Source organism: Plantactinospora mayteni, assembly GCF_016862935.1.
Classification (GTDB): Bacteria; Actinomycetota; Actinomycetes; order Mycobacteriales; family Micromonosporaceae; genus Plantactinospora; species Plantactinospora mayteni.
Genome location: NZ_BONX01000007.1, coordinates 211,319 through 230,010 on the forward strand (window position 1 = coordinate 211,319; position 18,692 = coordinate 230,010).

General features: G+C 72.9%; 14 protein-coding genes. 9 read left to right on the top strand and 5 right to left on the bottom strand.

Annotated elements, in window-relative coordinates; all coding sequences use genetic code 11:
- The first annotated feature begins 5 nt into the window (after positions 1-5).
- Positions 6-1,412, top strand: coding sequence for a hypothetical protein (locus Pma05_RS06710; RefSeq protein WP_203856407.1), 1,407 nt, complete (start codon positions 6-8; stop codon positions 1,410-1,412).
- Here Pma05_RS06710 and Pma05_RS06715 read toward each other — a convergent pair.
- Genes Pma05_RS06715 through Pma05_RS06725 form a run of 3 tightly spaced genes read right to left on the bottom strand, consistent with a single transcriptional unit; the run spans position 1,380 to position 5,022 of the window.
- Entirely contained in the window at positions 1,380-3,596 is a 2,217-nt protein-coding gene (locus Pma05_RS06715) for a xanthine dehydrogenase family protein molybdopterin-binding subunit (RefSeq protein WP_203856408.1), read from the bottom strand. The genes Pma05_RS06710 and Pma05_RS06715 overlap by 33 nt on opposite strands.
- A gap of 2 nt (positions 3,597-3,598) precedes the next feature.
- The gene (locus Pma05_RS06720; protein WP_203856409.1) at positions 3,599-4,570 is read right to left on the bottom strand and encodes an FAD binding domain-containing protein; all 972 of its coding nucleotides are present in this window, start codon (positions 4,568-4,570) and stop codon (positions 3,599-3,601) included.
- Entirely contained in the window at positions 4,567-5,022 is a 456-nt protein-coding gene (locus Pma05_RS06725) for a (2Fe-2S)-binding protein (RefSeq protein ID WP_239311851.1), read from the bottom strand. The genes Pma05_RS06720 and Pma05_RS06725 overlap by 4 nt, the downstream gene beginning before the upstream one ends.
- 405 nt (positions 5,023-5,427) lie before the next feature.
- On the opposite strand from Pma05_RS06725, the gene Pma05_RS06730 reads away from it, so the two are divergent.
- Together Pma05_RS06730 and Pma05_RS06735 are read left to right on the top strand one after the other, a co-directional pair.
- Complete coding sequence (locus Pma05_RS06730; protein WP_239311797.1) at positions 5,428-6,231, top strand: hypothetical protein; 804 nt, start codon at positions 5,428-5,430, stop codon at positions 6,229-6,231.
- A 146-nt stretch (positions 6,232-6,377) separates the two neighbouring features.
- Positions 6,378-7,229, top strand: coding sequence for an SAM-dependent methyltransferase (locus Pma05_RS06735; protein ID WP_203856411.1), 852 nt, complete (start codon positions 6,378-6,380; stop codon positions 7,227-7,229).
- Positions 7,230-7,324: 95 nt separating this feature from the next.
- Here Pma05_RS06735 and Pma05_RS06740 read toward each other — a convergent pair whose 3' ends face one another.
- Positions 7,325-9,706 (bottom strand): M64 family metallopeptidase, encoded by a 2,382-nt coding sequence (locus Pma05_RS06740; RefSeq protein WP_203856412.1) that lies wholly within the window; start codon positions 9,704-9,706, stop codon positions 7,325-7,327.
- A gap of 230 nt (positions 9,707-9,936) precedes the next feature.
- Here Pma05_RS06740 and Pma05_RS06745 point away from each other — a divergent pair, with 230 nt between their 5' ends.
- Positions 9,937-10,971 carry a TRM11 family SAM-dependent methyltransferase gene (locus Pma05_RS06745; RefSeq protein ID WP_203856413.1) on the top strand — a complete coding sequence of 345 codons (1,035 nt, stop codon included), beginning with the start codon at positions 9,937-9,939 and terminating at the stop codon, positions 10,969-10,971.
- A gap of 252 nt (positions 10,972-11,223) precedes the next feature.
- On the opposite strand, the gene Pma05_RS06750 is transcribed toward Pma05_RS06745, so the two are convergent.
- Positions 11,224-12,162, bottom strand: a complete 939-nt coding sequence (locus Pma05_RS06750; protein WP_203856414.1) for a golvesin C-terminal-like domain-containing protein — start codon at positions 12,160-12,162, stop codon at positions 11,224-11,226.
- A 247-nt stretch (positions 12,163-12,409) separates the two neighbouring features.
- Here Pma05_RS06750 and Pma05_RS06755 point away from each other — a divergent pair, with 247 nt between their 5' ends.
- The 5 genes from Pma05_RS06755 (at position 12,410) to Pma05_RS06775 (ending at position 18,600) form a co-directional block, all read left to right on the top strand.
- Positions 12,410-13,516, top strand: a complete 1,107-nt coding sequence (locus Pma05_RS06755) for an L-dopachrome tautomerase-related protein (RefSeq protein WP_203856415.1) — start codon at positions 12,410-12,412, stop codon at positions 13,514-13,516.
- A 280-nt stretch (positions 13,517-13,796) separates the two neighbouring features.
- Positions 13,797-14,057 (top strand): acyl carrier protein, encoded by a 261-nt coding sequence (locus Pma05_RS06760; protein ID WP_203856416.1) that lies wholly within the window; start codon positions 13,797-13,799, stop codon positions 14,055-14,057.
- Positions 14,047-15,276 carry a beta-ketoacyl synthase N-terminal-like domain-containing protein gene (locus Pma05_RS06765; RefSeq protein ID WP_203856417.1) on the top strand — a complete coding sequence of 410 codons (1,230 nt, stop codon included), beginning with the start codon at positions 14,047-14,049 and terminating at the stop codon, positions 15,274-15,276. The genes Pma05_RS06760 and Pma05_RS06765 overlap by 11 nt, the downstream gene beginning before the upstream one ends.
- Positions 15,263-16,483, top strand: a complete 1,221-nt coding sequence (locus Pma05_RS06770; protein WP_203856418.1) for a beta-ketoacyl synthase N-terminal-like domain-containing protein — start codon at positions 15,263-15,265, stop codon at positions 16,481-16,483. The genes Pma05_RS06765 and Pma05_RS06770 overlap by 14 nt, the downstream gene beginning before the upstream one ends.
- Positions 16,405-18,600 carry an AMP-binding protein gene (locus tag Pma05_RS06775; protein ID WP_203856419.1) on the top strand — a complete coding sequence of 732 codons (2,196 nt, stop codon included), beginning with the start codon at positions 16,405-16,407 and terminating at the stop codon, positions 18,598-18,600. Before Pma05_RS06770 ends, Pma05_RS06775 begins: the two co-directional genes overlap by 79 nt.
- Positions 18,601-18,692: the final 92 nt, after the last annotated feature.

Sequence of the window (18,692 nt, forward strand, 5' to 3'; positions counted from 1 at the left end):
GCGGGGTGTTCGGAAGATCCGTCACGGCGCGCCGGGTGCTGCGCTGGTCGTACCTCCTGCTCGCCGTCGTGGTCACGGCCGGCGCGGCGATCGGGGTGGTCCGGCTGGTCGTGCCCGCCACCGCCGGTCCCATCGCCGACCCGCCCGGGGTACGCCGCCAGCTCGCCTTCCTCCGCGCCGAGCTGGACGGTGGCGCCGGGGAGGTGGCACAGCAGCTCTTCCCCGAGGGCTACTTCTTCCTGCACACCCTCTACGGGCTGAGCTGGGTGGAACTCGGCCTGCGCCAGCCCGAGGGCGAGCGGGGCACCGCCCTGCGGGAGGCCCGCTGGGCGCTGGACCGCCTCGACTCGCCGACCGGCCGCCAGCCGTTCAGCCCCGACCTCACCCCGTCGTACGGGGTCTTCTACCGGGGCTGGACCAACTGGTTGCGCGGCGGTGTGCTGAGCCTGCAACCCGGAGCGTCACGGGAACCGGCCGAGCTGGCCCGGTTCACCGAGGACTCGGTCGCGCTCGGTACGGCCTTCGACACGTCGACCTCGCCCTATCTGCCGGCGTACCCGGGCCAGGCGTGGCCGGTCGACTCCACCGTGGCGGTCGCCTCGCTGCGGCTGCACGACACCCTGTTGCCCGCCCGGTTCGGCGGTACCGTCGACCGGTGGCTGGCCGGGGTACGCCAGCGGCTCGACCCGGCCACCGGACTGCTGCCGCACCGCGTCGATCCGACTTCCGGGACACCGGCCGAGGGAGCCCGGGCCACCTCGCAGAGCATGATCCTGCGTTTCCTGGTCGATGTGGACCCGGCCTTCGCCCGCGAGCAGTACCTCGGCTTCCGGGACCGGTTCGTGACCACGCCGCTCGGGCTCGGCCCGGCCGTCCGGGAGTATCCGGCTGGCACCTCCGGCGCGGGTGACGTCGACTCCGGCCCGCTGCTGCTCGGGGTCAGCCTGTCGGCGACCGTGGTGACACTGGGCGCGGCCCAGGTCCACGGCGACGCCGCGCTGGCCGGCGCGCTGGCGAACTACGGCGAGCTGGCCGGCGTACCCCTGGAAACCCCGTGGACCAAGCGGTACGCCTTCGGCGCGGTGCCGATCGGCGACGCCTTCCTGGCCTGGTCGAAGACGGCCCGGCCATGGGTGGCGGAGCCCCCCGCCCCGCTACCGGCGCAGACCTCCGGCTGGTGGCGGCTGCCACTGCTCGCCCTGCTGGTGCTACTCGGCGCCGCCCCCTGGCCGCCGCTGCTGCTCGCCCGGCGCCGCCGCCGACCGGCCCCGTCCCCGCCCGGCGCCCCGTCCCCGGCCGACGCCCCGTCCCCAGTCAAGGTGCCGTCCCCAGTCGAGGTGTCGTTGCCGGCCGAGGTGCCGTCCCCGCCAGGCCCGCCGTCAGTCGAGCAGCTTGTCGAGGGTGATCGGTAGGTCGCGGATGCGCCGCCCGGTGGCGTTGTAGACGGCGTTGCCGATCGCGGCGGCGACCCCGACCGTGCCGAGTTCGCCGATCCCCCTGGCGCCGAGCGGGTTGAACAGCAGGTCCGGGTGGTCGAGGAAATGCACGTCGATCGGGGGGATGTCGGCGTTCACCGGCAGCAGGTAGTCGGCGAAGTTGCCGTTGGCGATCCGGCCGGTCTGCGGCTCGACGGTGGCGCCCTCCAGCAGCGCCTGGCCGATGCCGAAGATCACGCCGCCGACGATCTGGCTGCGGGCGGTCTTGGCGTTGATGATCGCGCCGCCGTCGACCACCGTGGTCATCCGGCTCAGCCGAGGTTCGCCGGTCCACCGGTTGACCCGTACCTCGCAGAAGTGTGCGCCGAACGAGGTGAAGGCGTGCTGTCCGTGCTCCGGGCCGGGGCCTGCGGTGCCGGTCGCCTCGACACCCGGCGAGGAGACCGTGCGCAGCAGCTCCGGGAAGCCGATCCGCCGGTCGGAGGTGACGAGTTCGCCCCGGTCGTACCGGACGTCGGCGGCGGGTACCTCGTGCAGTGGCGATCGCTCGTCGGTCACGGCGAGTGTGATCAGCGCGGTGATCGCGGCCTCGGCGGCGACGGCCACCGCCGGGCCGGTACTCGCGGTGGCGCCCGAGCCGAACGCGCCGAGGTTGGCGGCCAGGGTGGAGTCGCCGAGGTCGCTGCGGATCCGGGCGACCGGCAGGCCGAGCGCCTCCGCGCCGAGCACGGCCAGTACGGTCCACATCCCGGTACCGAGGTCTGCGGTGGCGCTGGAGACCGACACGTCGCCGTCGGGCCGGAACCGTACGTTCACCGAGGCCGGGAAGCGCTCGCCGGGATAGTTGGCGGTGGCCATCCCCATCCCGACCAGCCACTCGCCCCGCAGTACCGCACCGGGTGCCGGGTTGCGGCGGGCCCAGCCGAACCGCTGCGCGCCGACCCGGTAGCACTCGGCCAGGTGCTTGCTGGACCACGGCACGTTCCGGCCCGGATAGACCGTGGCGTCGTTGCGCAGCCGCAGCTCGACCGGGTCCAGCCGCAGTTCGGCGGCGAGTTCGTCGAGCGCGGTCTCCAGGGCGAACGAGCCGGACTCCTGGCCGGGTGCCCGCATCCAGGTCGGCGGCGACACGTCCAGCGTCACGATCTTCTGGTCCAGGTGCAGGTTCTCGGTTCGGTAGAGGTAGCGCGAGGTGGTGTGCGCCGAACTCTCGAAGATGCCGCCCGAGGCGGACTGGCTGGCCCAGACCTGGTGCTTGACCGCGACCAGGGTGCCGTCCCGGCGGGCACCCAGGCGCACGGTCTGGCGTACGGCGGAGCGGTTTCCGGTGATCGTGAAGGTCTGCTCCCGGGTCAGTACCACCTTGACCGGCCGACCCAGCGTACGCGCGGCAGCCGCGGCGAGCAGCGGATGCGCCCAGGTGGCGATCTTGTTGCCGAAGCCGCCCCCGACGTGTGGGCTGACCACCCGGATCTTGGCCGCCTCGACGCCGAGCGCCGCCGCCATCGTCCCGACGGTCAGCGACGCGCTCTGGGTGCCGGTGTAGAGGGTGAGCGCCCCGTCCTGCCAGGCGGCGACGCAGGCGTGCGGCTCCATCGCGCTGTGGTGCTTGCCCGGCTGCTGGTAGGTGCCGGCGACGGTCACCTCGCTGGCCGCCAGCGCCTCGTCGATCGAGCCGACCCCGTCGGCCAGGAACTCCAGCCGGGCGGGCTCGCCCATGAACGGGCCCGGGTCGGTGGCCGTCGGGATGCCGTCGGTGAAGGAGACCGCCGCCGGCCGGACCTCGTAGTCGGCCCGGACCAGCGCGGCGGCGTCCCGGGCCTGCTCGAACGTCTCCGCCACCACCAGCCCGATCGCCTGGCCGTGGTAGCGCACCTCGGCGTCCTGCAACGGCAGCCAACTGTGCCCGACGCTGAACGGCGTACCGCTGCCGAGTAGCGCCAGCGAGCGGAACGGGGTGTAGACCGCCAGTACGCCGGGGGAGGACTCGGCGGCGGTCACGTCCATCGCCCGGACGGTGCCCCGGGCGATGGTGCTGAGCAGCAGGTAGCCGTGCGCGAGCCGCTCGACGGGCTGGTCGGCGGCGTACCGGGCCGCGCCGGTGACCTTGAGTCGGCCGTCGACCCGGTTGACCGAGACCGTTCGTGCCGCGCCGCTCATCGTCAACCCACCAGATTCGTCAGGGCGCGCACGATGGTGCGCCGGAGCAGCGTCGTCTTGAACCCGTTGTGTGTCAGCGGCCGGGCCGCCTCGACCGCCAGCGCGGCAGCCGCCTCGAACACCTCCGGCCGGGCCGCCCTGCCGCGCAGCGCCTCCTCCACCGCCGGCAGCCGCCAGGGCCGGGTGCCGACCCCGCCGACCGCCACCCGTACGTCCCGGACCACGCCACCGCGCAGGTCCAGCGCCACCGCCGCCGAGGCGAGGGCGAACTCGTACGACTGCCGGTCCCGGATCTTCAGGTACGCCGAGCGGGTGGCCCAGGCCAGCGCCGGTACGGTGACCCGGGTGACCAGTTCACCCGGACGCAGGTCGTGTTCCCGCTCGGGGGTGTCCCCGGGCAGCAGGTAGAAGTCGGCGAGCCGGACGTCCCTGGTCCCGCCCCGGCCGACCAACCGGACCCGCGCGTCGAGCGCGACCAGCGCCACCGCCAGATCGCTGGGGTGGGTGGCGACGCAGGAGTCGCTGGTACCGAGGATCGCGTGGCCCCGGTTCTCGCCGTCGACGGCCGGGCAGCCGGAGCCGGGCCGGCGCTTGTTGCAGCCGGTGCTGGTGTCCCGGAAATAGCCGCAGCGGACCCGTTGCAGCAGGTTGCCGCCGATGCTCGCCATGTTGCGCAACTGCGGCGAGGCGCTGCGTAGCAGGGCCTGGGCGAGCACCGGATATCCGCCGGTCACCAGCGGGTGTCCGGCGACGTCGCTCATCCGTTCCAGTGCCCCGACGTGCAGCCCGTCCCGGTCCGCCGAGACGCCGCGCAGCGGCAGCCGGTTGATGTCCACCACCTGGCGCGGGGTCATCACTTCGAGTTTCATCAGGTCCACCAGCGTGGTCCCGCCGGCCAGGTACGCCGTGCCGGCGCCGCCGCCGGCCAGCGCCTGCGACACGCTCTGCGCGGCCGTGTAGTCGAACGGCCTCATCGGTCCGCCCCGCCCTGCCGGGCCGTCCGGACGGCGGCCACGATGTTCTCGTACGCCCCGCAGCGGCAGATGTTGCCGGACATGTGTTCGCGGATCTCGTCGTCCGAGCCGGTGTGCCCCTCGTCGAGCAGCGCCACCGCCGACATGATCTGCCCGGAGGTGCAGAACCCGCACTGGAACGCGTCGCAGTCGACGAATGCCTGTTGCACCGGGTGCAGCCGGTCGCCGTCGGCCAGTCCCTCCACTGTGGTGACCCGGCGACCGGCGGTGGCCGCCGCCAGGGTCAGGCAGGAGAGCACCCGGCGGCCGTCGACGTGCACTGTGCAGGCGCCGCACTGGCCCCGGTCGCAGCCCTTCTTGGAGCCGGTCAGCCCGAGCCGCTCGCGCAGCGCGTCCAGCAGGGTGACCCGGGAGTCGACCCGCAGCCGCTCGGTACGCCCGTTGACCGTCAGCGTGACCTCGACGGTCGCCGCGCCGCCCGGCTCGGGTGCCGGAGCCGCCCCGGCCGGCGTCGCGAGTTCGGTGTCGATCGTCGCTCCGGCCACCGTGCCGACGGCCAGCCCGGCCGACGCGACCGCGGTCCCGCGCAGCACCCCGCGCCGGGAGACCCCGGACGGGAGCAGGTCGACAGGGGGCGAGTCCGATCCGGACCCACTGCTCATCACACACCTCCGGAGGTGCCGCCGGCCGGGCGGGACGCGTGCGGGTACGGGTACGCGCGGTGCGGTGCGGCACCGGGCCACGGCCGGGACCTCCCAGTAAAGCAAGGAAGATTGTCGATGTCGACGGAGTTCGGCGATGTACCGGCCTCCCAGCCGGGTGGCGACATCCATCGATATCTGTCATGCTCTTGCGCCATGGTCGGGCTGACGAAACGCTTCCCCCTCATCCTCCTCACCGCCGTCGCGGTACTCGCCAGCGGCGGCGCCGCGCAGGCCGGCGGTGGCCAGGCCGGGCACGGTGGCGGGCACGGCGGCTGCGGTCCGCGTACGCTGCTGTTCTGCGAGGACTTCGAGCGGCTGCCCACCGGCGGCGCCGCCTCGCTGGCCTGGGGCATCGACACCAGGGACGGGATGCTGACGGTCGAGCGGCAGCGGCACGACAAGGTGCTCCGGGTACACACCGAGGGCAACGGCCGGGCCTTCCTCAAGGTGGACGACTTCGCCGCACCCGGCAACAGCTTCTACGGCCGGATCCGGTTGAAGGTGGACGCCTTTCCGACCGCACCCGACTGGGCACACTTCACCCTGGTCGAGGCGACCGGCCCGGGCAGCGCCGAGGTGGTCCGGCCGATCGGCGGCCAGTGGGCACCACCGCTGGGCGGGTCGTACTGGGGTGTCGGCGCCGACGGCGGCCCGACCGGTGACTGGACCAACTGGCGGGAGTCCGCGCCCACCGTCGAGGACCGGTGGCAGTGCGTCGAGTGGCAGTGGGACGCCACCGACAACCGGGTCGCGGTCTGGATCGACGGTGTCGCCCAGCCGGAGCTGACGGTCAGCACCAGCGAGCACGGCGGCAACCCGGTCGACTTCGTGCTGCCCCGCGCCGACACCGTGAAGATCGGCTGGCAGCTTTACCAGGGCGGCCCCACCCCGGACCACTTCGACCTGTGGCTGGACGACATCGCCCTCGCTCCGTACCGGGTGGGCTGCGCCGGCTGAGATCGACACGCGGTGGGGTCATGAGATCGACGCGCGGTTATGTCATGAGATCGACACGCGGTTGGCTCAACTCTCGCAAAGAGAGGGTCGACGGAACCGATACCCTGGTAAATCCGTCCCCTCGATATGTACGGAGAGCTGATCTCGTGACCGCGCCAAACGACGGAGGTTACCCGGCCTTCCCGATCGACGCACCGACCTCGGCCCGGATGTACGACTACTCGTTGGGCGGCAAGGACAACTTCCCGGCGGACCGGGCGGCCGTGCAGTTCGTCAACTCGCAGTACCCGTCCAGTCTGGACGTGACCCGGGAGAACCGGCTCTTCCTCTATCGGGCGGTCCGGTTCCTGGCCCGGGACCTCGGCATCGGGCAGTTCCTCGACCTGGGCAGCGGGCTGCCGACCCAGGCGAACGTGCACCAGGTGGCGCAGCGGTTCCAGCCCGGGGCCCGGGTGGCCTACGTCGACTTCGACCCGATCGTGCTGGCGCACGGGCGTGCCCTGCTGGCCGACGACGAGACGACCCGGGTGATCGCCGCCGACGTCACCGAGCCGGAGCGGATCGTCGCCGACGAGGACGTTCGCAAGGTGATCGACTTTTCTCGGCCGGTCGCGGTGCTGCTGCTCTCGGTCACCCACTCCATCGTCGACGACGACAAGGTCCGGCACCTGCTCGCGGTGCTGCGCGAGACGATGGCTCCGGACAGCTACCTGGGCTACTCGCAACTGGCCGGCACCGACCGGGCCGGGGTGGACGCCGGCAACGCGATGGTGAAGAAGATGGGCATCCCCTGGAAGAACCGGATGGTCGCCGAGGTGGCGGAGTTCCTCCGCGACTTCGAGCCGGTCGAGCCGGGGCTGGTCGACGTGAAGACCTGGCGTCCCGACCCGACCCAGCCGCCGCTGGCCCCGGTCGACGAGGCGCTCCGGCCCTACCTCGGCAGGGGAGCGGACGAGACCTGGTTCTACGAGTACGGCGGCGTGCTGCGCCGGCCCTGAGCGCGGACCCGGGCGGCCACTCGCCAGCGGGACGGCGGTGGCGGTGGTGGGACGGTGCCGGAGCACCGTCCCACCACGCTCGTCACCGGGTCAGCTCAGAGCCGGGCGCAGTCGCCGGAGCGCTGTCCCCGGATCTCGTTGCGGGCCCCGAAGTCGGCGACGTTGCCGTTTCCGCCGCACGACAGCGTTCCGGTGATCCGGTTGCCGACCAGGGCCAGCCCGTACTCGCCGGCCGCGTTGCCGGTCAGCCGGACCGCACCGCTGAACGTGCTGCCGGCACTCGTCACCGACCCGGTGGTCCCGCTGACCTGCACCGATCCGCTGACCGTGGCGCCGAGGAACTGCACCACGGCGGCCCGGTCGGCGCTGATCCCACCGGCGACCGCACCACCGGAGACCACCAGCGAGGCACCGGGTCGTACGGTGACCTGCCCGGCCACCCGGGCGTCCTTGAGGCAGGTCACCCCGCTGGCGACGGTCAGGTTGCCGGCCTGGGCGCCGGAGATCGTCCGGGTGCAGGTCGGCGCGGAACCCGGCAGTACGGTGGCCCGGAACTCGTCCGCCGAACCGATGTTGCCGGCCGCGTCGATCGCCCGGTGCTCCACGGTGTGCGTGCCGTACCCCGGTTCGGTCTCCTCGAAGACCGCCTTGGAGAGCCCGCCCGAGCCGAGGTTGCCGTAGACCAGCGACTTCACGACCGTGCCGGTGGGCGTGAACAGGAACGGCGTACCGGCCGGGGCGTCCGGCCAGCCGAAGTAGTTGAACCAGCCGTCGCGGTCGAGCCGGAACTCGCCGACGGTGAACCCCGGCCGGTCGTCGGTCGGCTCCAGCCCCATGGTGAACTGCTCGAAGTAGACGTTGTGCGGGGTGTTGCCGGCACCGGTCAGCGTGGCGACCGGGGTCGAGAGGGTCGCCGTGGTGCCCGCCTCGACGTTGTCGACCGTCCAGGTGCGGGTCTCCGAGGCGCCGCCCGGGGCGGCCGGATCGGTCACCGTGGCGGTGAGCCGGTAGCTGCCCGGGGCCAGCCGCAGCGTAGCCAGGTCGAGGTTGCGGCTGTTGTGCGGGTTCGGCAGCACCGTGCCGTCCAGTCGCCAGGTCACGTCCAGTACCCGGTCGACCGGGTGGGTGGTCTCGACGTAGACCACGTCCTGGCCGCCGACCGAGCGCTCGTCGGTCTGGGTCGAGGCGGTGAACGCCACGTCCACCTCCGACGGTGGGCTCGGCTCGGCGCCGACCGTCCACTGCCGGCTCTGGGTCAGCGTCGGCCCGTTCTTGATCGCCGGGTCCCGGACGAACTCGGTGGGATCCGACACCGTCACCCGTACGACGTCGCCGGTCCGGACGGCCAGGTCGGCGAGTTCCAGGTTGCGGCTGTTGCCGGTGTCCGGCACCTCCACCCCGTTGACCGTCCAGCGCACGTCCAACTCGTGGTAGTTCGGATGCTGCGTCTCCACCCAGAGCACGTCGTTCCGTCCGACGGCCCGGTCGGTGGGGGTCGAGGAGAGCGCCATCGCGTTGGTGTTACGGCGGCCGGAGATCCGCTGCGTCATGATCTCCCGGCTGACCTGGTCGTAGTGGAAGCCGATCCAGCGCATGATGGAGTGCTCGCTGGGCCGCCAGACGCCGGAGGTGGCGTACATGCCGCTCTCGTATCGGCCGATCGTGCCGCCGGACTCGCTCTCCTCGCCGAGCCAGCGCCACCACTTCGCCTGCTGGTCGATCATCTGCTGCTCGGTCAACCGGGTGTGGTGCCGGGAGCCCGGCTCTGCGCAGTCGTCGGTGCAGTACGGGCCGCCCGGGTCGGGCCGGTTCGAGTACGGGTACTCGTCCTGGAGCTGTCCCAGCGAGTGGCCCAGCTCGTGCGGGCTGATCAGGGGCCCCTGCGGTGCGCCGCCCGAGGTGGTCGCGTTGGTGCCGCCGATCCCGCCGTACGTGTCGGTGTTGGCGATCGCCAGGATCTGCCGGTTGTTGGCGGTGACCCCGAGCGGCGCGACGAGCTGCTGGAGATAACGGTTCAGCGCCTGGGTGCCGTACTGCTGGAAGGTGATGCCCCGGGCGAGCGGGTTGGTGCAGCCGTCCGAGTAGTGCAGGCCGAGCGGGGTGATCCGGTTCGGGTCCGGCGGGTCGTCGTCCGGGTCGCAGCGGATACCGGAGACACCGGAGACGATCTCGATCACGTAGACGTTGAAGTAGTTCCGATAGCTGCGGTACGGCTCGATGCTCCACTGCACGTTCATGTGCCGGTCCACGTCGGCGTGGAACTTCGGCAGCTCGGCGGCGGTGTAGCCGTCACCGAGCAGGATCAGGTTGAGCCGCTCGCTGGCCGGGCCGGTGACCTGGAGCGGGACGAGCCGGGCGCTGCCCACCTCGGGCTCGGCGGCGGCCGGGCTGGGTCGGGCCAGGCTCAGCAGCCCGGCCACCAGGGACAGGGCGGCGAGGGTGGCGAGTTTCCGTCTGCTCGACGCGGTCAATCTCATCGATGTCACCTGCCGGACTCGGGGGTGGTCGGCTCCGGGAACAGGCCCGGAACCGAACCGTCGGCATAGATCATCGGGGAAGGCTAACCCGGTGTGCGGCGGCTGGTCATCCATCAACTGCCGCAAGTATCCGCCGCCGCGTCGACACCCCTGCTGACCTCGCCCGACGCCGGCCCGGACGGCCGTCTACCATCTATCGGTCGCAGCCCTGTGAACTGCTGGAAGGACAGATGAGCCAGTACGCGTTGTTGATCTCCCCGTCGTCGAACCGGGTCTACGCGGACGCCTCGGTGTCGCTCACCCGGGCCGAGTTGGCGGTCTTCGACCGGGCCGTGCTCGGCGGTCGGCTGCACGACATCACCGAGACCGTGCTCGGCGGCACCCGCTACGTCACCTTCACCGCCGACCAGCTCGACGACCGCGACGTCGCCTACCTGGCCAACCTGTCGTCGATCTACGTGCTGTTCGAGGTCACCGGGGGGCTGCTCCGGCCGGTCGAGCTGTGCCGGCTGGACCGGTACGACGACGACCTGCTGACCATTCCGAAGTATCCGGGCAAGACCAACGAGCAGTTCACCAAGCTGCTGCTCAACGTGACCCTGCTCGGCTCGGACTTCGCCCCGCGGATGCTGGACCGGAAGTTCCGGGTACTCGACCCGCTCTGCGGCCGGGGCACCACGCTGAACCAGGCGCTGATGTACGGGTACGACGCCGCCGGGGTGGACCACGACCGGGCGGACTTCGAGGCGTACGCGACGTACATCCAGACCTGGTTGAAACGCAAGCGGGTGAAGCACCGGGCCGAGTCCGGGCCGGTACGCCGGAACCGGCAGGTGGTGGCCCGACGGTTGCGGGTCGACCTCGCCGCCGACAAGGACTCCTACCGGGCGGGCCGGACCCAGCGGCTGGACGTGGTGCAGGTGGACACGGTCCGCAGTGGCGAGTTCTTCCGCCCCGGCACCCAGGACCTGCTGGTGGCGGACGCCCCGTACGGGGTACAGCACGGCAGCCGGAGCGCCGGGCAGGGGTTGGCGCGGAGCCCGCTGGCCCTGCTCGCCGAGGCGGTGCCGGTCTGGGCCGAGCTGCTCCGGCCCGGTGGGGCGCTCGGCATCGCCTGGAACACCCATGTCGCGCGCCGGGACGAGGCGGCCGGGGTACTCGCCGACGCCGGCCTGGAGGTGCTGGCCGACGGCCCGTACCTGGAGTTCGCCCACCGGGTCGACCAGGCGATCGTCCGGGACGTACTGGTCGCCCGAAAGCCCTGACCGCCGGCCGGCCGGGTAGACCGCTGCGCGTCGTCCGGCGAGCTACGGCGTGCACCGAGCAGGACGACCGCGGTCAGCTCGATGGCGGCGTGCCGGGCCCCGCCCGCCCCTGGGGGAGACGGCGGGTGGGGCCCGGCACGCCGGGTCAGCGGCCGACGCTCAGTGAACCTTTTTCAACCTCCCCTTGCGGTCCGTCGTGGCCGTAGGCGGAAGTCGGGGCGCATGCGCCGCGCGGTTCAGGTTGAAAAAGGTTCAGTAGCTGCACCCGCTGGTGGGCAGGCTGCTGGCGGCCGGCGGAGTGACGCCGTCGTAGAGGGCGAGCAGGAAGTTCTGCGGGCAGCGCAGGGTGCTGCCGGTCCGGATGCCGAAGTGCAGGTGCGGGCCGGTCGAGTTGCCGGTGTTGCCGGTCGAGCCGATCCGCTGCCCGGCCGTGACGGTGGCACCGGACGCCACCGACCAGGCGGAGAAGTGGCAGTACGTGTAGGTCGCCCCGTCGGTACCGGTCAGGTTGATGCCCTGGCCGCAACTGCTGTCGTTGACCCGGACCACGGTGCCGGCCCGGACGGCGTACGCGGCCGTGCCGGTCGGCACCGGCAGGTCGATCGCCGGGTAGTCGTGGTGCGGGTCGTCGTACTCGCTGCGCGGCAGTGCGGCGCGGGGCAGCGGCATCGAGAAGCTGGTGCCGCCACCGGTGGCGGTGGTGATCCGGACCGCGTCGGCGACCACGTAACCGGTGCCGCTGGTCCACCGGCTGACCCCGACCGCGTTGTAGTCACCGGCGGCGAGCGAGAAGGTGCCGAGGCCGACCCACTGGCCACCGTTGGCCCGCTGGTTGACCGGGATGGTCTGGTTTCCGCTGGTGGTGGCGACGATGAACGGGGTGGAGTTGTTGTAGCCGGGGTCGGCCGGGTAGAAGACCTCCACCAGGTAACTGCCGGCGCTCGGTACGTTGACCTTGAACCAGGCGGCGTCGCTGGCGGTGGTGTCGGGGGTGGCGTACCGGTAGTCGGGGCCCTGCCGGTCGGTGGACCAGGTGGACGTACCCCAGTTGGCGCTGGCGGTGAAGCGGCCGGCGGTGGCGTTGTCGACGGTGACCGTCGCGGCGCTGGCGGGGGTGGCCGCCAGCAGGATCGGGGCGGCGAGTGCGGCCGCGGTGAGGATGGCCAGGCTACGTGCGTATCCGGTCTTCATCGGGGGCCTTTCGGCGCAGGCGAGGCGAAAAGTTGAAGGTATTTAACCAACTGCTGGCGCTCTTGGAAAGACTTCTACATCGATGTGCGACTGTGCCGCCCCGCCGGGGTGGGTCGGAACCGGAATGTCCGAGTAAATCTGGCTATCCGGTTATTCGGCGGCGTTGCTCGGCTTAGAGTGGCGTGGTGGCCGAGCCGGTCGCCGACTCGGCCGCCGGTCGGCGACCGGGCGGGCCACGGGGGGCCGGATGAGCGACGAACTGACCAGCGACGAGCCGCTCGGCCGGCTGGAGACCGTGCACACCTTCGCCGGTGCCATGCCGACCGGGGTCACCGTCTCCCGGCAGGGTCGGATCTTCGTCAACTTCCCGCGTTGGGGAGACCAGGTCGACGCCACCGTCGCCGAGGTACGGGACGGCGCCTGCGTGCCCTATCCCGACCAGGACTGGAACGAGCCGGCCGGCGACGACGACGCCGGCGCCTTCGTCTCGGTGCAGAGCGTCGTCGTCGACCCGACCGACCGGCTCTGGGTGCTCGACACCGGCCGCCCGAAGCTCCAGCCGACCCGCCCCGGCGGCCCGAAACTGGTCTGCGTCGACCTCGACACCGACCTGGTCACCCAGACCATCCTCTTCCCCGCCGACGTGGCGCTGCCCACCTCCTACCTCAACGACGTCCGGTTCGACCTGCGCCGCCGCTCGGCCGGGGTGGCGTTCCTGACCGACTCGTCCAACTCCGGCCCGAACGGGATCGTCGTGGTGGACCTGGCCAGCGGGACGTCCTGGCGCCGGCTGCACGACCACCCGTCCACCAAGGCCGAACCGCCGGGCACGTTCCGGCCGCTGGTCGAGGGGCGGCCGTTCCTGGTCTGCCCGCCCGACGGGCCGCCCAGCCCGGTCGCCACCGGCTCCGACGGGATCGCGATCTCGGCCGACGGCAGCCGCCTCTACTACTGCCCGCTCGCCTCCCGCCGGCTCTACAGCGTCTCGGCGGACGCGCTGGTCGACCGGGCGCTGGACGACGCCGAGGTGGCGGCGACGGTCCGCGACGAGGGGGACAAGGGGTCCGGCTCCGACGGGCTGGAGAGCGACGACGCGGGCCGGCTCTATCTGACCGCGTACGAGCAGAACGCCATCCTGCGCCGGCACCCGGACGGCCGGTTCGAGACCGTGGTACGCGATCCGCGCCTGCTCTGGCCGGACACCATGTCCGTCGGCGCCGACCGGTACCTGTACGTGACCGCCAACCAGTACCACCGGCAGCCCGACTACTCCGGCGGGGTGGACCGGCGACGCCGCCCGTACGCCCTGTTCCGGGTCGGTATCGACGCCGGACCGGTGGCGCTGCTGCCTTGATCGGCATCGTATTCGATCACCTAGCAGTGATCACCGACAATGTCCACACCGGAACCGACCATCTTCCGACAGCGAAAGATCGTCCGGCGGCGATACCAGGGATTCCGTTCCGGACCGACCTGATCGGGTTATGGTAACGAGCTGTTCGGTCGGCGCGAACAAGCTCTTTGGTCGCATCTCAAGCGATTCCCGCGTCGTTTCCTTCCTGGAAAACTTCACTCTGAGCCCACCCGCAAGTTCCATGAAACGTGGCGAGCGGTGATCGGGAAGGGAGCCGGACTTGGCACAGCGAGACAGGGTGTCGACCGCCGTTCTGCGGGACCTGGCGGCGGAGATCTTCGAGGTCAACCCGGACGAGATCACCGAGGGTGCGGCCTTCTACGAAGACCTCGGGATCGACTCCGTGCAGAAGGTCGAATTCGTCGTCCGGATCGAGCGGCAGCTCGGCGTACGGCTGACCGACGAGGAGGCGGCCGGACTCCAGGACTTCGGCGACACGCTCGCCGTACTCCGGGATCGGGGCATCTCCGTTGGACCGTGACCGGACCCGGGCCGGCCGTCCGGCCGTGGTGGTCTCCGGGGTCGGCGCGGTCTCCGGCGCCGGCCTCGGCGCGGACGCGCTCTGGACGGCGGTGACCGAACGGCGGGTGCTGACCGGCCCGGTGACCCGGTTCGACATGTCCCGCTATCCGGCCCGCTGCGGCGCCGAGATCCCGGCCGGCGCGGTCGCGGACCTCGACGCGATGGTGCCCGGCCACGCGTCCCTGGCCGCCCGGTTCCTCGCGGTCGCGGCGCTGGAGGCGCTCCGGCACGCCGGGGTACCGGAACGGAGCCGGGCGCACCGGTTGGGCGTCTTCGCCGGCACCGTGATGGCCACCCGGCCGATCCTGGACCAGGGGATCGGTGCGGGCCGGCTCGACGTCTCCGGTCGGGCCTGGGCCCAGCCGGACACCCTGCTCGGCACGCTCCGCGAGGTGGTCACGGTCACCGGCCCGACGGTGCTGTTCGCGCCCGGCTGTGCGGCCGGGAACAGCGCGATCGCCGCCGGCGCCCGGGCGGTCGCGGCCGGCGAGGTCGACGTTGCGGTCTGCGGCGGCGTCTCCGAACTCTCGCTGGAGATCCTCGCCATGTTCACCTCGCTGCGCGCCCTCGCCGTCGACACCGTCCGGCCGTTCGACGTCAACCGGCGCGGCACCATCCCGGGCGAGGGCGCCGGAGTGCTGGTGCTGGAACGGGCCGACCGGGTCGCGGCCCGGGGCGGCCGGCCGTTGGCCCGGCTGCTCGCCTGCGCCGCCGCGGCCGACGCGCACAACCCCACCCAGCCGCACCCGGACGGCAACGGTCTGGTCTCGACCATCCACGGCTGCCTCGACCGCGCCCGACTGACCAGCGACGACGTGGACTGGGTCTGCGCGCACGGCACCGGCACCCAGGCCAGCGACGGGATCGAGGCCCGAGCGGTGGCCAAGGCGCTGGCCGGCCGGCGCCGGCCGGTGGTCTCGTCGATCAAGGGACAGTTCGGGCACGCCGAGGGGGCCGCCGCCGCCCTGGAGGCGATCGTCGCCGTGCACGCGCTCGCCGCCGACCTGGTGCCGGGCAACGTCACGCTGATCGAACCCGACCCGGCCTGTGGCGGCATCGACCTGGTCGAGCCGACCGGCCGACGCGCCCCGGTCGGGGTCGTGCTGAGCCAGGCGTTCGGCTTCGGCGGCGGGGTCTCGACGGTACTGCTCGGAAAGGACGATCATGCCGCCGGTTGACGGATGGATGGTCGTACGCGGCCTGGGGCTGCGGCTGCCCGGCGTGGCCGACGTGGCGGAACTGGCCCGACTGGTCGACGGGGCACCCCTGCCACCGGCACCGGTACGCCGCTTCGAGGCCCCGGAGACCGACCTCGGCCCGCTCGACCGGCGTACGCACGCCCCGGTCCCGCCCCGCCTCCCGGCCGCCGTCGCCGGGCGGGGACTGCGGGTCCTGCCCCCCGAGTCCCTGCTCGCGCTGGCCGCGGCAGCCGACGCCGATGCCGCCCCGGCCGGCGAACCGCCCGACCCGTGGCTCGCGACGTCACTGGTCGACCCCGTCGAGGCCGGTCCGGCGGCGGTGCTCTGGGCGAGTTCGACCGCGGGGCTGGCCGAGTACGGCACCATCTGCGTCGAGGCGGCCACCCTGGACCCGGGGCTGAGCAACCCGAGCATCGGTCCCGCCTCGGCGTTCAACGGACCGGCCGCGACCGTCTCCATCCGGCTCGGACTCGACGGCCCGAACGAGACGACGACCGGCGGTACGACGGCCGGACTGAGCGCACTGGTCGAGGCCGCCCGGCTGCTCGGCGACGGTGCGGCGGCCCGGGCCCTGGTCGGCGGCTCGGCGACGGTGAGCCGGTGGAGCCTGGCCGGACTCGCCGACGAGTACGTCGCGGCCGAGGGGGCGGCCTGCCTCGCGGTGTCGCCGTACCGGGACGGTGAACCGGGTATCCGACTCGGCCGGTTCCGCCGGACCAGCCTCGACCCGTCCGACCTGGCGGCCCAGTGCCGCGCCCTGGTCCGCGCCGCCCGCCCCGCGGGATCGGGCAGGGTGGCCGGACCGCCCGCCGGTGCACCGTCCGACCGCCGCGCGCCCGAGCGTGCCGCGCCGGTCGGCGGTACACCGGCCGGGCCGGTCGGCACGATCGTTTCCACCGTCGACACCGAGCTGGCCGAGGCGCTCGCCGACGACGGCACCCGGCCGGTCTGGCACCTGGAGTCGTCGCTCGGCGACTTCGGGGCGGCCGGCGGCCTGCTGGCGGCGGCCTGTGCCGTCGCGTACTGCGCCAGCGCCCCGGCGCCGACGAGCCTGCTCGCGCTGGCGATCGAACCGTCCGGCAACGCAGCCATCCTGGAGGTTTCATCATGGGGAGCGCCAACCTCGTCGAGCGGCTGGTGGGGCGAGCGCTCGCGTCCGGTCGGGGCGAGCGGGTCGCGTACCTGACCGGCGCGGGCGAGCGGCTCGGCTACGCGGAGCTGTACCGCGCGGTGCGGGGCTACGCGGCGCGGCTGGCCGAGGCCGGGATCGGCCCCGGCACCCGGGGACTGGTGGTGGCCGACGACGACCTGCCGACCGTGGTGGCGATCCTGGCGCTGTGGTGGCGGGGTGCGGTGGCGGTGCCGGTGAGCCCGATGCTGACCGGGGCGGAACTCGGCTTCATCGCCGAGGACTGCGCGGCCGGATTCCTGCACGCCGACGAGGCGGGCGCGGCGCGGGCGGACCAGGCCGGCCTGCGGCTGCCCCGGGGCGGGCCGGAGTGGCTGGCCCCGGGCGCACCGCCGTCACCGCCGCCGGTCAGCCAGCCGGCGTCCGAGGTGCTGTTGATCCAGTACACCTCGGGCAGCACCGGCAAGCCGAAGGGGGTGTTGCACACCGGGGCCGGCGTGACCGGGGTACTGGACGGCTTCGGCCGGCTCCTCGACCTGCGCACCGACGACCTGGTGCTCTCCACCGCCAAGCTCTCCTTCGGGTACGGCTTCGGCAACTCGCTGCTCTTCCCGCTCGCCGCCGGTGCCGGGGTACTGCTCAACCAGGGCCCACCGGACGTCTACCGGCTGGCCGCGACGATCGCCCGGTACCGCCCGACCGTGCTCTGCGCGGTGCCCCGGGTCTACGCCGCGCTGCTCGACCGGGCCGGGCAGGGTGACCCGACCGACCCGACCGGCGCCCCCGACCTCGGCTCGGTACGCCTCGCCGTCTCGGCGGGGGAGCACCTGCCGGCGTCGCTCTGTGCCGACTTCACCGGCACCTTCGGGGTGCCGCTGGTCAACGGGCTGGGCGCGACCGAGGTACTGCACATCGTGGTGGCCACCCGGGGCAGCCAGCCCGGCTCGACCGGCACGCCGGTACCCGGCACGACGGTGACCGTCCGGGACGACGCCGGCCACCTCGTGCCGGCCGGGACGGAGGGCCGGCTGCACGTGGCGGGACCGGCGGTGGCCGCCGGATATCTGGACCGTCCCGAGTCGGCGGCGCGGACCTTCGCCGACGGCGGGGCATACACCGGGGACATCGTCCGGCAGGAGCCGGACGGGGAACTGCGCTACCTGTGCCGGCACGACGACCTGATCAACATCGGCGGTTACAAGGTCTCGCCGCTCGACGTCGAGGCGGCGGTCCGGGACCTCGGCGGGCTCGCCCAGTGCGCGGTGGTCGGCGCGCGGGACCAGGCCGGGCTGGAGCAGGCGGTCGCCTACCTGGTGCCGGCTCCCGGCGTCGACCCGGGCGCGCTGCGCCGGGCGGCCCGGGCGGCGTTCCGGGCCGGGCTGCCGCCGCACAAGCGCCCCGCCGTCGTCGAGGTGGTCGAGGCGTTGCCGACCACCTCGACCGGCAAGCTCGCCCGGTTCCAGCTTCGTGGCCGGGCCGGCGAGCCGGCGACGGTCCGGATGCGGATCCTGCGCGACGGCCCCGGCCGGACCCTGGTCTGCATCCCGTACGCGGGCGGCTCCTCCGGGGCGTTCACCCGGCTGGCCCGGCACCTGCCCAATTCGTGGCGGGTGGTGGCCGGCGAGGCGACCTACCGGGACGGCGCCACCATCGCCGACGCGGCCCGCGCCTGGTGGCAGGCGGGCACGCCGTACCTGTCGGACGGCGCGGTCCTGTTCGGGCACAGCCTCGGTGCGGTGCTGGCCGCCGCGGTGGCCGACGCCGCCGGGGACGGGCTGGGCGGGGCCCAGGTGGTGCTCTCCGCCCCGCCGATGCTGCCCGGTGCCGAGCGGCCGGCGCTGGTCTCCGACGACGACGAGACCCTGCTGGCCGGGCTGCGCAGCACCGGGCTGCTGCCGACCAACGCGCTCACCTCGGAGGAGATCACCCGACTGCTGCTGCCCCGGTTCCGCCGGGACATCGCGCTCGCCCCGGACGGCTTCCAGGGGGTACGTTCCCGGGCCGTGCACCTGCTGCTCGGCACCGACGACGGGCTCTGTACCCGGGACGCGGTCACCGCCCGGATCCCGGTCGACCGGATCGCCAGCCTGCACATGGTCCCCGGTGACCACTACTTCGTCGCCACCAACCCGGCCCGGACCGCCGAGGTGCTCGCCGGAATGTTCCAGGGCTGACCGTGTCCCCGGCGGGCGTTCAGTGAACCTTTTTCAACCTCCCCTTCCGGTCCGACGAACCGCAAGGTCAGCGGCGGTGCGTGAGCGCCGCG

Bases quoted from the DNA above. Each gene is read 5' to 3' on its own strand.
- Pma05_RS06745 (WP_203856413.1), top strand. From the start codon at position 9,937: ATGAGCCAGTACGCGTTGTTGATCTCCCCGTCGTCGAACCGGGTCTAC.
- Pma05_RS06720 (WP_203856409.1), bottom strand. From the start codon at position 4,570: ATGAGGCCGTTCGACTACACGGCCGCGCAGAGCGTGTCGCAGGCGCTG.
- Pma05_RS06770 (WP_203856418.1), top strand. From the start codon at position 15,263: ATGCCGCCGGTTGACGGATGGATGGTCGTACGCGGCCTGGGGCTGCGG.
- Pma05_RS06740 (WP_203856412.1), bottom strand. From the start codon at position 9,706: ATGAGATTGACCGCGTCGAGCAGACGGAAACTCGCCACCCTCGCCGCC.
- Pma05_RS06775 (WP_203856419.1), top strand. From the start codon at position 16,405: ATGGGGAGCGCCAACCTCGTCGAGCGGCTGGTGGGGCGAGCGCTCGCG.
- Pma05_RS06755 (WP_203856415.1), top strand. From the start codon at position 12,410: ATGAGCGACGAACTGACCAGCGACGAGCCGCTCGGCCGGCTGGAGACC.
- Pma05_RS06730 (WP_239311797.1), top strand. From the start codon at position 5,428: ATGGTCGGGCTGACGAAACGCTTCCCCCTCATCCTCCTCACCGCCGTC.
- Pma05_RS06750 (WP_203856414.1), bottom strand. From the start codon at position 12,162: ATGAAGACCGGATACGCACGTAGCCTGGCCATCCTCACCGCGGCCGCA.
- Pma05_RS06715 (WP_203856408.1), bottom strand. From the start codon at position 3,596: ATGAGCGGCGCGGCACGAACGGTCTCGGTCAACCGGGTCGACGGCCGA.